This window comes from Allorhizobium paknamense (assembly GCF_030815125.1).
In the GTDB taxonomy this organism is placed as follows: domain Bacteria; phylum Pseudomonadota; class Alphaproteobacteria; order Rhizobiales; family Rhizobiaceae; genus Allorhizobium; species Allorhizobium paknamense.
The window spans coordinates 316,780-330,130 of record NZ_JAUSWH010000004.1; the positions used below are offsets into that span (position 1 = coordinate 316,780).

Genomic DNA, 13,351 nt, shown 5'->3' on the forward strand with positions numbered 1-13,351 from the left:
CATGGAAAAGACCTGGAACAACAAGGCCTGGTTTCTCGTGCTGCCGGTGCTGCTGCTGGTGGCCTTTTCCGCCGTCATTCCGCTGATGACGGTGGTGAATTATTCAGTACAGGACACCTTCGGCAACAATGAATTCTTCTGGGCGGGCACCGACTGGTTTACCCAGACCCTGCATTCCGACAGATTCTGGGATGCGCTGTGGCGTAACCTCACCTTCTCGATGATCATTCTGGCCATCGAAATTCCGCTCGGCATCTTTATTGCGCTCAACATGCCGAAAAAGGGCCTTGGCGTGCCGGTCTGCCTCGTTTTAATGGCGCTGCCGCTGCTCATTCCGTGGAACGTGGTGGGCACCATCTGGCAGGTGTTCGGGCGCGTCGATATCGGCCTGCTTGGCCATACGCTGGCCGCCATGGGCATTGATTATAACTATGTGCAGAACGCCACCCATGCCTGGATCACCATCATCGTCATGGATGTCTGGCACTGGACGAGCCTTGTGGTGCTGCTCTGCTATGCCGGTCTCGTCTCCATTCCGGATGCCTATTATCAGGCCGCCCGCATCGATGGCGCATCGCGCTTCTCGGTCTTCCGCTATATCCAGCTTCCGAAGATGAAGCGGGTGCTGCTGATTGCCGTGCTGCTGCGCTTCATGGACAGTTTCATGATCTACACCGAGCCTTTCGTGGTGACGGGCGGCGGTCCGGGCAATGCCACCACCTTCCTCTCCATCGATCTCGTCAAGATGGCTGTCGGCCAGTTCGACCTTGGACCCGCAGCCGCCATGTCGATCATCTACTTCCTGATCATCCTTTTGCTTTCCTGGGTCTTCTACACGGTGATGACCCAGAGCGACGCCGCCGATGCCGGTGTGCCGAAGGGAGAATGAGCCATGAATGACACCCGTTCGCTTCGCTCCGGCCTGATCCTGACGCTCTATATCGTCTTCCTGCTCCTGCCAATCTACTGGCTCGTCAACATGAGCTTCAAGGAAAACAGCGAGATCCTCGGGGCCTTTTCGCTCTGGCCGACCCAGCCGACCCTGCGCAATTACGGCGTGATCTTTTCCGATCCCTCCTGGTATGGCGGCTATATCAACTCCATCACCTATGTGGCGATGAACACGGTGATTTCCGTGGCTGTGGCACTGCCTGCGGCCTATGCCTTCTCGCGCTACCGCTTTTTAGGCGATAGCCACCTGTTCTTCTGGCTTCTGACCAACCGCATGGCCCCGCCCGCCGTCTTCGCCCTGCCCTTCTTCCAGCTCTATTCGGCTTTCGGGCTGATCGATACCCATATCGCGGTGGCCATTGCCCACTGCCTGTTCAACGTGCCGCTGGCGGTGTGGATTCTCGAAGGCTTCATGTCGGGCGTGCCGAAGGAAATCGATGAGACGGCCTATATCGACGGCTACTCCTTCCCGAAATTCTTCGTGAAGATCTTCATGCCGCTGATTGCCTCCGGCATCGGGGTCGCCGCCTTCTTCTGCTTCATGTTTTCCTGGGTGGAACTGCTGATTGCCCGCACGCTCACCACCACGGATGCAAAGCCCATTGCCGCCACCATGACGCGCACGGTCTCGGCTTCCGGCATGGATTGGGGTGTGCTGGCGGCAGCAGGCGTGCTGACCATCATTCCCGGCGCGCTCGTCATCTATTTCGTCCGCAATTACATCGCCAAAGGCTTTGCGCTCGGTCGGGTTTGAGAGGAGATCGCATCATGGATTTCTCATGGATGGCATGGACACTGCCGACGGCGCTGTTCTTCATCGGCATTGCCGTGCTGATCGCCCTGATGGGGCTCTGGGAATTCTTCTCCCCCGGCGGACATCCGCGTATTGGCTTGCTGCGCTTTCAGACGACGCGCGGCGACCGCCTGTTCATCTCGCTTCTGGGGGCGGCCTTCATTCATCTCGGCTGGCTCGGTCTGGCCGGTCCCAATCTCTGGTGGGCGCTCGCGCTCTCAGCAGTCTATGCCGTGGGGGTTTTTCGCTTCGTGTGATACGAAGAGGCATTGAAGATGACTCTTCGTATTCCCTTTTCGAATATCTCAAGCCATTGACGCATTTGAGATATTCGAAATCTCTTCAAGGCGAGGATGCGTCAGCATCTTCGAGCCTTGGTATAAGGGGGAACGTGCATTCACGGCACATCATCATGCAATCGCTAATCGGGAGGATATTATGCGACGGCAGTTTCTATTTTCGACAACGGCGGCCCTGCTTCTGGCCGCAGCCGGTGTGGCGCATGCCGGCATGGACGAGGCCAAACAATTCCTAGACAAGGAAATCGGGCCGCTGTCCACCCTGAGCCGTGCGGACCAGGAAAAGGAAATGCAGTGGTTCGTGGATGCCGCCAAGCCCTTCAAGGGCATGGAGATCAAGGTGGTTTCCGAGACGCTCACCACCCATGAATATGAATCCAAGGTGCTGGCGCCTGCCTTTACCGCCATCACCGGCATCAAGATCACCCACGACCTGATTGGCGAGGGTGACGTCATTGAAAAGCTCCAGACGCAGATGCAGTCCAAGGAGAATATCTATGACGCCTATGTCAACGATTCCGACCTGATCGGCACCCATTGGCGCTACCAGCAGGCCCGCAACCTCACCGACTGGATGTCGGGCGAAGGCAAGGATGCCACAAACCCGGGCCTCGATGTCGACGACTTCATTGGCAAGTCCTTCACCACCGCGCCGGATGGCAAGCTGTACCAGTTGCCCGACCAGCAGTTCGCCAACCTTTACTGGTTCCGCTACGACTGGTTCAACGATCCGAAAAACAAGGCCGACTTCAAGGCCAAGTATGGCTACGAGCTGGGCGTTCCGGTCAACTGGTCGGCCTATGAGGACATTGCCGAATTCTTCACCGGCCGCGATGTCGATGGCAAGAAGGTCTATGGCCATATGGATTATGGCAAGAAGGACCCCTCGCTCGGCTGGCGCTTCACCGATGCCTGGCTCTCCATGGCCGGTAACGGCGACAAGGGCATTCCAAACGGCCTGCCGGTCGATGAATGGGGCATCAAGGTCGATGAAAAGTCGCGGCCCGTCGGCTCCTGCGTGGCCCGTGGCGGTGACACCAATGGTCCGGCTGCGGTTTACTCCATCGAGAAATATCTCGTCTGGCTGAAAAAATACGCCCCGCCGGAAGCCCAGGGCATGACCTTCTCCGAATCCGGCCCGGTTCCGGCACAAGGTCACGTCGCCCAGCAGATCTTCTGGTACACCGCCTTTACCGCCGATATGGTCAAGGACGGTCTGCCGGTGGTGAATGCGGACGGCACGCCGAAGTGGCGCATGGCCCCCAGCCCGCACGGCGTTTACTGGAAGGACGGCATGAAGCTCGGCTATCAGGATGCCGGTTCCTGGACGCTCCTGAAGTCCACGCCGGTCGACCGCGCCAAGGCTGCATGGCTCTATGCGCAGTTCGTCACCTCCAAGACTGTGGACGTGAAGAAGAGCCATGTCGGCCTGACCTTCATCCGCCAGTCCACCATCAACGACAAGAGCTTCACCGAACGTGCACCGAAGCTTGGCGGTCTCGTCGAGTTCTACCGCTCCCCCGCCCGCCTGCAATGGTCGCCGACCGGCACCAACGTACCGGATTATCCGAAGCTCGCCCAGTTGTGGTGGCAGGCCATCGGTGACGCCGCCTCCGGTGCGAAGACCGCTCAGGCCGCGATGGATTCGCTCTGCTCCGAACAGGAAAAGGTGCTGGCCCGTCTCGAACGCGCCAAGGTGCAGGGCGATATTGGTCCGAAACTCGCCGAAGAGCATGACATCAACTACTGGAATGCGGATGCCGTGAAGAAGGGCAACCTCGCACCGCAGCTGAAGATTGCCAACGAAAAGGAAAAGCCGGTCACCGTCAATTACGACGACCTGGTCAAGAGCTGGCAGAAGAAGTAAGCCGGATCATAGAGCATCTCCAGGAAAAGTGCGTAGCGGTTTTCCGTCCGGAAATGCGTAAAACAAAAATTTAGAGCGTTTCAATGTTTCCGTGAAACAATGAAACGCTCTAAAACGAGAAACGCCCGGATCATCTCCGGGCGTTTTGTTTCTGCACATCCGAACGGAAAACCGGTTCCCACTTTTCCTGGATGTGCTTTTCCCTACGCACATCCGGACGGAAAACCGGTTCCCACTTTTCCTGGATGTGATTCTCTTTACGCACATCCGGACGGAAAACCGGTTCCCACTTTTCCTGGATGTGCTTTTCCCTACGCACATCCGGACGGAAAACCGGTTCCCACTTTTCCTGGATGTGCTTATGTTCGCGCTATCATGTTATACCGCATAGCTTTTGCCACCGCCTGGGCGATGGTCGTGCAGCCGAGTTTCTGGCGGGCGGATTTCATGTAGCTGCGGGCCGTATGCGGCGTGATCTGCAGGATTTCGGCGATATCCCGGTGATCCTTGCCCTGCGCCACCCAGTAAAGGCATTGGCGTTCCCGCGTGGTCACGACCCGGGCGGGATCGTTTTCGCCATAGGCTTCACGCATCGCCTTGTCGTGAAGCACGTCGGCCAGGGTTTTCCAGATCGCGGCGGTCTTTTTCAGATATTCTCGCAAATCCTCTTCCGGCATGCGGGCAACGATCGACACCATGCCGCGCCGCCCGACACTGTCCGACAAGGGAATCGAATAGCCCGCGCCACTCACGCCATAAAGACTGGCTTCCTCGACGATTTCCACGAATTCGGGCGTCAGTTGCAACTCGCTCCAGAAGAAGGGGGCATCCGTGGTCATGCCCTGCCGCACCACCTCATCGACGCGCACATAATTGCGCACGAGATAAAGCCCGAGCCACTCCGCCGGATAGGTGCTGCGCACGAAGGGCGCGTCCGCCGCTTCGGAAAAGGCGAAGGCCATGTGATAAGTGATATGATCGACCGGAAAATAAATCTTCAAAAGGGCAAGGGCTGCGCCAACATCCGGCGCAGCGGCAACGGCTTTCACCATGTCGCGAACCTCCGGCCGAGGCATCACATCCAGCATCATGAAACCACTCCTGCCTTGATGCGGTTCAAATCCGCATCCTAACTCTAAAGTCGGTATTCTGCCTCGTTTTGTAAAGATTGCACATCCTGCACAAACTGACAAAAAGCATGCAATTTTCGAACAGAAATTTGGAGCCACCCGAAGAGGGCGAGTATTTTACTATTTACGAAATAAAAAATACGTCCCCGGCTTCCTCCAAGCCTATGCCTTTACGTGTGCCACGACAAATTTTCGCGCGCAAGCAGCCAAGGCGAGCCTCGGCCCGAAAAAGCCGAATCGGTCGATGCTCTACCAAGATAGAAAAAGAGCGCCTCACAGAGCATGTGAAGCGCTCTTCTCGAACCAACATCGAAAGGTCATCCGATCCCGAACCGCCGCAGGGCTTACACGCAAAAACCTTTCTCCGGGAAACCCGGAGAAAGGCTCTTTTCGGCAGGCTCCCGCTGTAGGGTGGGAACGGAAGCCAGCGTCAAACCAGATCGAAACGGTCTGCGTTCATCACCTTGGTCCAGGCGGCCACGAAGTCGTGGACGAACTTTTCCTGGTTGTCGTCCTGGGCATAAACCTCGGCATAGGCACGCAGGATGGAGTTGGAGCCGAAGACCAGATCAACGCGGGTGGCGGTGAACTTGGTCGCGCCGCTCTTGCGCTCGCGGATCTCGTAGAGATTCTGACCGGTCGGAACCCAGGTATAGGCCATGTCCGTCAGCGTCACGAAGAAGTCCGTGGTGAGAGCGCCGACACGATCGGTGAACACGCCATGGGCGGTGCCGCCGTAATTCGTGCCGATCACACGCAGACCGCCGATCAGCACCGTCGCTTCCGGTGCCGTCAGGCCCATGAGCTGGGTACGGTCCAGAAGCATTTCCTCGGGGCTGACCACGAAATCCTTCTTCTGGAAGTTCCGGAAGCCATCAGCCAGCGGCTCGAGAACGGCAAAGCTCTCCACATCGGTCTGTTCAGCGGTTGCATCGCCACGGCCCGGCGCGAAGGGAACTTCGATCTCGAAGCCGGCAGCCTTGGCAGCCTGCTCCACACCGTAATTGCCAGCCAGAACGATCACGTCGGCAAGGCTTGCGCCCGTTTCAGCGGCAATCGGCTCCAGAGCCGCCAGAACGCGGGCGAGACGTGCCGGCTCATTGGCTTCCCAATCCTTCTGCGGAGCCAGACGGATGCGGGCGCCATTGGCACCGCCGCGCATGTCGGAGCCGCGATAGGTGCGGGCACTGTCCCAGGCGGTGGCAACCAGTTCGGCCACCGGCAGACCGGTCGCAGCAATCTTCGCCTTGACGGCCTTCACGTCGTAACCGGTCTTACCAGCCGGGATCGGATCCTGCCAGATCAGGTCTTCCGCCGGAACATCCGGACCGATGTAACGGCTCTTCGGACCCATGTCGCGGTGGGTCAGCTTGAACCAGGCGCGAGCAAAGACATCCGAGAAATACGCCTGATCGTCCTTGAACTTCAGCGAAATCTCGCGATAGATCGGATCGACGCGGAGCGCCATGTCGGCATCCGTCATCATCGGCATCAGGCGGATCGACGGATCTTCCACATCGACCGGCTTGTCTTCCTCGGCAATCGAGATCGGCTCCCACTGGGTCGCACCAGCAGGGCTCTTGACCAGATGCCACTCATGCCCGAACAGCATCTTGAAGAAGCCGTTGTCCCACTTCGTCGGCTCGGTGGTCCATGCCCCTTCAATGCCAGAGACCACGGTGTTACGGCCAATACCGCGTCCCTTGGTGTTCATCCAGCCGAGACCCTGGAATTCCGGGCCAGCCGCTTCCGGATCGGCGCTCAGATCCGCGGCACTGCCATTGCCATGGCTCTTGCCGATGGTATGACCGCCAGCGGTCAAGGCCACGGTTTCCTCGTCGTTCATCCCCATGCGGGCGAAGGTTTCGCGCATCTGCGCCGCCGTTGCCAGCGGATCCGACTTGCCGTTCACCCCTTCCGGGTTGACATAGATGAGACCCATCTGCACGGCGGCCAGCGGGTTTGCCAGCGTATCCGGCTTGGTGACATCGCCATAGCGGCCGTCGCTCGGGGCCAGCCATTCCTTTTCGTCACCCCAATAGGTGTCCTTTTCCGGATGCCAGATGTCTTCGCGGCCAAAGGCAAAGCCAAAGGTCTTCAGACCGGCGGCCTCATAGGCCATGGTGCCGGCCAGCGCGATCAGGTCGGCCCAGGAAATCTTGTTGCCGTACTTCTTCTTGATCGGCCACAGCAGACGGCGGCCCTTGTCGGTATTGACGTTATCCGGCCAGGAGTTCAGCGGCGCAAAGCGCTGGTTGCCGGTATTGGCGCCGCCACGGCCATCGGTGACGCGGTAGGAGCCTGCGGCATGCCAGGTCACACGGGCCATCATGCCGACATAGGAACCCCAGTCTGCCGGCCACCATTCCTGGCTCTCGTTCATCAGCGCGCGCAGGTCGGCCTTCAGAGCATCGACATCAAGCTTCTTCAGCTCTTCACGATAGTTGAAGCTCTTGCCCAGCGGGTTCGTTTTGGTGTCGTGCTGGTGCAGAATGTCCAGATTAAGCGCATTCGGCCACCATTGCGTGACCGATTGGCCAAGCGCGGTATTGCCGCCATGCATGACCGGACATTTGCCGGCCGGTTTCGTCTTCGCGTCCATGTCGTCCTCCGACGGAGTTTGCTGTTCATCCAAGGCGAGAAGATGCTGCGCACCCTCTGCTTGATTAGGAATATCTCAAGCGCAACAAACACTTGAGACAAGCCTCGAAAACACTGGGCCGCCCTTTCGGCTCCGGTGTCAATCTTGCCATTGGCAAGAAACTCTCGGAGAATGACCGCATCGTGACAGGCGGCATCTTCCTCAAGATCTTCTTCCCTGCACCTTGGGTAACAAAGCGCCATCATAAATTCCAATTGTATCTTCTAAAGGCTGCGATATGCTCAGCTTATGATAAGCCTGTCGATGAAACATCTGCGCTATTTCGAGGCCCTGGCCCGCATTCGCCATTTCGGGCGGGCGGCAGAGGCCTGCGCCATTTCGCAGCCAGCCCTTTCCCTGCAGATCCGGGAACTGGAAGACCTGATCGGCGCACCGCTGGTGGAGCGCGGCGGCCGGCAGATCCGGCTGACGGCGCTTGGGGAGGAATTTGCGGCCCGTGTGGTGACCATTCTTCAGGCGGTGGATGATTTGCAGGACCTGGGCCGCGCAGCACTCGGCCCGCTCAATGGGCGGCTGCGCATCGGCATCATTCCTACCATCGCCCCCTATCTGTTGCCCGAGATCATGACATCGCTCACGCGGCACTATCCCGGCCTCGATCCATGGCCGCGGGAGGCGATCACGCAAAGCCTGCTGGAAGACCTGATGGAGGGAAAGCTTGATCTCGCCATCGTCGCCTTGCCGGTTTCTGAGCCTTCGCTCCAGGAAGTGCCGCTGTTTCAGGAGGAATTCGTGCTGGTGAGAGCGCGGGAGGACGCGGAAAAGCCTGTCCCCAGTGCCGACCGGCTGCTTGAGATGCGTCTGCTGCTGCTGGAGGAGGGCCATTGCTTCCGCGATCAGGCCCTGTCCTTCTGCTCGATTTCCGGCCTGCAGCCGCGCGATCTGATGGAAGGCAGTTCACTGTCGACGCTGGTGCAGATGGTCGGCGCCGGTATCGGCATCACCCTCATTCCGCAAATGGCCGTGCCGGTAGAAACCCGCTCCTCTTCCGTCTGCGTGTCACGGCTGCCGCATCCCCGCCCGTCCCGCACGATCGGCATGGTCTGGCGCAAGAGCAATCCGCTGGCCGCACAATTTGCGCAAATCGCTGAGATCGTTCGCACCGTAGGCGAAAAGGCAAGCCGCTGCGACGCGTCCTAAAGCGCGTTGCGGCTTATCGGCCTCATGCAACGCGCTTTACGTTCTTGTTTTAACACATGTCGTTATCGCAAAACCGCGGCACACTTTTGCGCGGCATGTTTTAACGCTGCCAGTTGCCAAGCGCCGCCAACCCCTGCGCCAACAGGCTCGTCGCCGATGCCTCATCGGCGGCTTCGACGTAGCAGCGCATTTCGGGGGCATTGCCGGAGGGGCGGAAGTGAATGACGCGTGCATCGGCAAGCGTTATTCTCAAGCCATCGATCAGGCTGGTGGAGGCGGGTGTGCCGATCGGAGCCAGAAAAGCCTTCAGATTGTCTTCGGAACCAGTGAGGTGGCTCATCAGGCTGCTGCTGCGGTTCTGCGCATAGTTCTCCAGCCGGTCCGAGAGCGCGATAGGCAAGGCATGGCGCGCGGCGAGCCCGGACAGGCTGGTCTTCGCCGCCGCCGCACTGCCGAGGGCGGCCAGAATCGGCAACACGCAATCGCGGGTCGGCAGTGCGCCGAGCAAGCCGTTTTCTAGCGGGAAATCGGAGGCCAACATCACGCCGCCATTGGCCTCAAAGCCCATCACCCCGCGTTTGCCCGCATCCCGGGCCGCCTGCATGGCGGCGATGACATAGGGTGAGCCGACGCGGGTGCGGATCACCTCCATGCCACTGGCAACTTCGATGCCGGAATTGGAGGTCACTGGTGTGGCAATCACCTCGGCGTTCAGAAAGCGGGCGGTGATCAAGCCCAGGAGATCGCCCCGCAGCGGCTCTCCCGCTTCATCCACCACTAGCGGGCGGTCGGCATCGCCATCGGTGGAAACGATGGCAAAGAAAGGCTCTGCCTTGGCCCAGGACGCCAGCATCTGCCGCGTCTCTTCTGAGACCGCTTCGGTATCGACAGGAATGAAGCTTTCGGAACGGCCAAGCGCCACCACCTCTGCGCCGAAGCCTTCAAGAATGGTCACCAGCAGGTCACGCCCCACGCTGCTGTGCTGGTAGACGCCGACGCGCAGACCCTTGAGAGCCGTGTCCGGCAGCAGGTTGCGGTAACGCTCGAGAAACAGCCTCTGCGCCGCTTCGCTCTCATCTGGCCCGCCTGCCGCTTCGACACGGTTTGCATCCGCATCGTCGGCCAACCGATCCGCCAGCGCGGTCAGAATAGCCTCATCCTCCTTGTCGATCTCGCCGTCAGGCCGGTAGAATTTGATACCGTTGCGGTCTGCGGGAATGTGCGATCCGGTGATCATGATCGATGCCGCGCCAATGGTCTGGCCGTAAAGCGCCAGAGCCGGTGTCGGCAAGGTTCCGCAATCCACCGGCTGAAAACCCGCTCGCAGAATGGCCGCCATGGCCGTTGCGGCAATGTCCGGGCTGGAGGGGCGAAAATCCTGGCCCACCAGCACTTTTGCTCCCTTGGCCGCCAACTGCCTCTCTTCCAGCATTTTGACGAAGGCGGTGACATAGAGTGCCGAAACACGGCCCACCAATTCGGATGACAGGCCGCGCAGGCCGCTTGTGCCGAATTTTACCGCCATGGTGTCTCTCCCGGATCGTTTTCATGTTCGGCTGCTTCCCGGATGAGCGGAAAGGCGCTGAGCGTAGATCGTGGGACGTTATGTAATCGTTTGGAAATGAAATGCAAAACCGAAGTTACTGCATAGTTCCTCAAGTCGGAATCGATTTAAGGAATTATGCAGCAGATTTAAAGCGCACCAGCGAACCTTTGTGCGCCATATATGGCGCACGGCGCTGGAGTGGGAGGTTGGAATTGCAAAGGCCCAGAATGCAAAAGAGCTCGACGCGGGAGGAGGTGCGTCGAGCTCTTGAACTTGATCGGCAATTGGGAGGAGGAGGAGTATTGCCGATCCTCTCAAAGCGACACTGGGAGGAGGAGTGCGTCGCTTCGATGATTGAAATATAGGTGAGCCATTGCTCAGTGAACAGAGACAATACCGCATCGCAGCAATGCATTTCCTGCATATCTTAGGGGTGAAGGGGCGATAAAACGCGGCAGCTTGTCGCAGGTGTTCCAGCCTGCGGGGCAAAGTGACCTTTTTTGCGTCTATCCTGCTTAATGCTTGAGCAGGTTTTGACTTTCGGCATGCGGTCTGGAGATAGTGCGGAACTTGAGCCGGGGCATGGGGGCGCATGCGGGTTTCAAGATGATGGAAGAGAGATGCGGTCCAATATCCTGCTGATCACCGCCGACCAATGGCGGGGAGAGTGTCTGTCCGCGGCCGGACACCCGATTGTTAAAACGCCCAATATCGATGCCCTTGCTGCGGAAGGCGTGCTGTTTCGCAGGCATTATGCCGGTACGGCACCCTGCGCGCCCGCCCGGGCCTCGATCTATACCGGGCTTTACCAGATGAACCACCGCGTCTGCCGCAATGGCTCGCCGCTCGATGCACGGTTCGATACGATTGCGCTTGCGGCCCGGCGCGCCGGTTACGACCCCACCCTGTTCGGCTATACGGATGTGTCGCCCGATCCACGCGGGCTCGACCCGCACGACCCGCATCTGACGAGCTATGAAGGCGTGCTGCCTGGCTTTACCGTAGGACAATTGCTGCTGGAAGACGATCGCCAGTGGTTGAGCTGGCTGAAGCAGAAACGCGGCGGCCTGCGTCCCGATCGGGATATTCACCTGACGGGACCGCTGCCGGTGCGGCCAAGCCTGGAGCCACCCGCCTATGCCGCGGACGAAACGCCCACGGCTTTCCTCACTGACGCCTTCCTCTCGTGGCGGGAGGAGCAGAAGAGCGGCTGGTTTGCCCATATTTCCTATCTGCGTCCGCATCCGCCCTTCTGCGTGCCGGAGCCGTTCAACCGGCTTTATGAGCCGGCAAAGGTGCCAAAGCCGGTGCGTCATGCGACGCTGGAACAGGAAATGGCGGTGCATCCGCTGGCGGCACTCTTTTTGCCACGCCTGCCGCAATCCGCCTTTCTGCACGGTGCGACGGGGCTGGTGAAGGATTGGACGCCGGACGAGATCGCCCTGCTGACGGCCACCTATTACGGCATGATCACCGAGGTCGATGCCCAGTTCGGCCGCATCATCGATGCGCTGAAGGCGTCGGGAGATTGGGAGAGGACCGTCATCGTCTTCACCTCCGATCATGCCGAGATGATGGGTGATCATTGGATGTTCGGCAAGGGCGGTTTTTATGATGGCAGCTATCACATACCTCTGGTCATCCGCGACCCCACTCATGCGGAGGTTGCTGGCCGCGAGGTGGAGGAGTTCACCTCGGCGGCGGATATCATGCCCACCCTTCTGGAGTGCATGGGGGTTGCGGCCACCAACCATCAGGACGGCGCTTCGCTGCAACCCTTTCTGGCGGGTCAATCACCGCAGGCCTGGCGCGATCACGCCTTCTGGGAGTTCGACTTCCGCGACGTGGCAGGCAATGGGGTGGAGGCAGCCTTCGGCCTCAAGTCCAACCAGTGCAACCAGGCGGTTATCCGCGACCGGCGTTTCAAATATGTGCATTTCGCCGGCCTGCCGCCCTTGCTCTTCGATCTGGAGGCCGATCCCGGCGAATTGACCAACGTAGCGGCAGATCCGGCCTATCTGGCGGTGCGGCTTGCCTATGCGGAAAAGCTGCTGGCACTGAGGGCCGAGCATCTCGATCAGACGCTTGCCTATACGGAACTGACCGATGAGGGGCCGGTGAGCAGGCCGCGTGTCTGAGAGACCGCTGCAGGGGAATTCGCGCTTCTCCTTGCCGGATCGCTCAGGTATAGAGCGATCCTGACAGCAGCCGATACAGATCCCATTCGGAGTAAGACATGGCTTCCACCATCCGCGCCCATGAGGGCGATATCAGCGCCGAAGATGCGGCGCGCTACACCGGCGCCATTGCCATCGATACCGAGACGCTGGGCCTGGTGCCGCGCCGGGATCGGCTCTGCGTGGTGCAACTGTCGCCGGGGGATGGTTCGGCGGATGTCATCCGTATCGCCGCAGGCCAGAGGTCTGCGCCCAATCTCACCGCCCTGCTGGCTGATCCGGCCCGGGAAAAGATCTTTCATTATGGCCGCTTCGATATTGCCGTGCTCTTTCACACTTTCGGTGTCACGACGACGCCGGTTTTCTGCACAAAGATCGCCTCAAGGCTCTGCCGCACCTATACGGATCGACATGGGCTGAAGGACAATCTCAAGGAAATGCTGGATATCGACATTTCCAAGGCCCAACAGTCTTCGGATTGGGCGGCGGAAACGCTCTCGCAGGCGCAGCTCGATTATGCCGCCTCTGACGTGCTCTACCTGCATGCGCTGAAGGACAAGCTGACCCAGAGACTCGTGCGCGATGGCCGCATGGAGCATGCCAAGGCCTGTTTCGACTTCCTGCCCACGCGCGCCAAGCTCGATCTCCTTGGCTGGGAGGAAACCGACATCTTCGCCCATAGCTGAAGGCAAGCCTTGAACAGGCTGTAGCGCTTTATATCTGCTGCATAATTTTATCCTTAAATCCACTCCGATTTAAGGATAAAATTATGCAGCAGTGGCCGGG

General features: G+C 59.3%; 10 protein-coding genes. 7 read left to right on the forward strand and 3 right to left on the reverse strand.

Annotated features, from left to right (window positions below; all coding sequences use genetic code 11):
- Position 1 precedes the first annotated feature (1 nt).
- The 4 genes from QO005_RS09200 (at position 2) to QO005_RS09215 (ending at position 3,910) form a co-directional block, all read left to right on the forward strand.
- The gene (locus QO005_RS09200) at positions 2–889 is read left to right on the forward strand and encodes a carbohydrate ABC transporter permease (RefSeq protein WP_307157695.1); all 888 of its coding nucleotides are present in this window, start codon (positions 2–4) and stop codon (positions 887–889) included.
- A 3-nt stretch (positions 890–892) separates the two neighbouring features.
- Entirely contained in the window at positions 893–1,705 is an 813-nt protein-coding gene (locus QO005_RS09205; RefSeq protein ID WP_307157696.1) for a carbohydrate ABC transporter permease, read from the forward strand.
- Between the two features lie 14 nt (positions 1,706–1,719).
- Positions 1,720–2,001 carry a DUF2160 domain-containing protein gene (locus QO005_RS09210; protein ID WP_307157697.1) on the forward strand — a complete coding sequence of 94 codons (282 nt, stop codon included), beginning with the start codon at positions 1,720–1,722 and terminating at the stop codon, positions 1,999–2,001.
- A gap of 181 nt (positions 2,002–2,182) precedes the next feature.
- Entirely contained in the window at positions 2,183–3,910 is a 1,728-nt protein-coding gene (locus tag QO005_RS09215; RefSeq protein WP_307157698.1) for an ABC transporter substrate-binding protein, read from the forward strand.
- Between the two features lie 359 nt (positions 3,911–4,269).
- Here QO005_RS09215 and QO005_RS09220 read toward each other — a convergent pair whose 3' ends face one another.
- Together QO005_RS09220 and katG are read right to left on the reverse strand one after the other, a co-directional pair.
- Positions 4,270–5,001 (reverse strand): helix-turn-helix transcriptional regulator, encoded by a 732-nt coding sequence (locus QO005_RS09220; protein ID WP_307157699.1) that lies wholly within the window; start codon positions 4,999–5,001, stop codon positions 4,270–4,272.
- Between the two features lie 469 nt (positions 5,002–5,470).
- A complete protein-coding gene (gene katG, locus QO005_RS09225) occupies positions 5,471–7,642 on the reverse strand; it encodes a catalase/peroxidase HPI (protein ID WP_307157700.1) in 2,172 nt (723 codons plus the stop codon).
- Between the two features lie 288 nt (positions 7,643–7,930).
- Here katG and QO005_RS09230 point away from each other — a divergent pair, with 288 nt between their 5' ends.
- On the forward strand, positions 7,931–8,842 hold the full coding sequence (locus QO005_RS09230) for a hydrogen peroxide-inducible genes activator (protein ID WP_307157701.1): 912 nt from the start codon (positions 7,931–7,933) through the stop codon (positions 8,840–8,842).
- Positions 8,843–8,942: 100 nt separating this feature from the next.
- Here QO005_RS09230 and QO005_RS09235 read toward each other — a convergent pair whose 3' ends face one another.
- Positions 8,943–10,367 (reverse strand): phosphomannomutase, encoded by a 1,425-nt coding sequence (locus tag QO005_RS09235; RefSeq protein WP_307157702.1) that lies wholly within the window; start codon positions 10,365–10,367, stop codon positions 8,943–8,945.
- Between the two features lie 641 nt (positions 10,368–11,008).
- Between QO005_RS09235 and QO005_RS09240 the strand changes: the two genes are divergently transcribed.
- Complete coding sequence (locus tag QO005_RS09240) at positions 11,009–12,526, forward strand: alkaline phosphatase family protein (protein WP_307157703.1); 1,518 nt, start codon at positions 11,009–11,011, stop codon at positions 12,524–12,526.
- 98 nt (positions 12,527–12,624) lie between these two features.
- Positions 12,625–13,251 (forward strand): ribonuclease D, encoded by a 627-nt coding sequence (locus QO005_RS09245; protein WP_307157704.1) that lies wholly within the window; start codon positions 12,625–12,627, stop codon positions 13,249–13,251.
- The last annotated feature ends 100 nt before the right edge of the window (positions 13,252–13,351 follow it).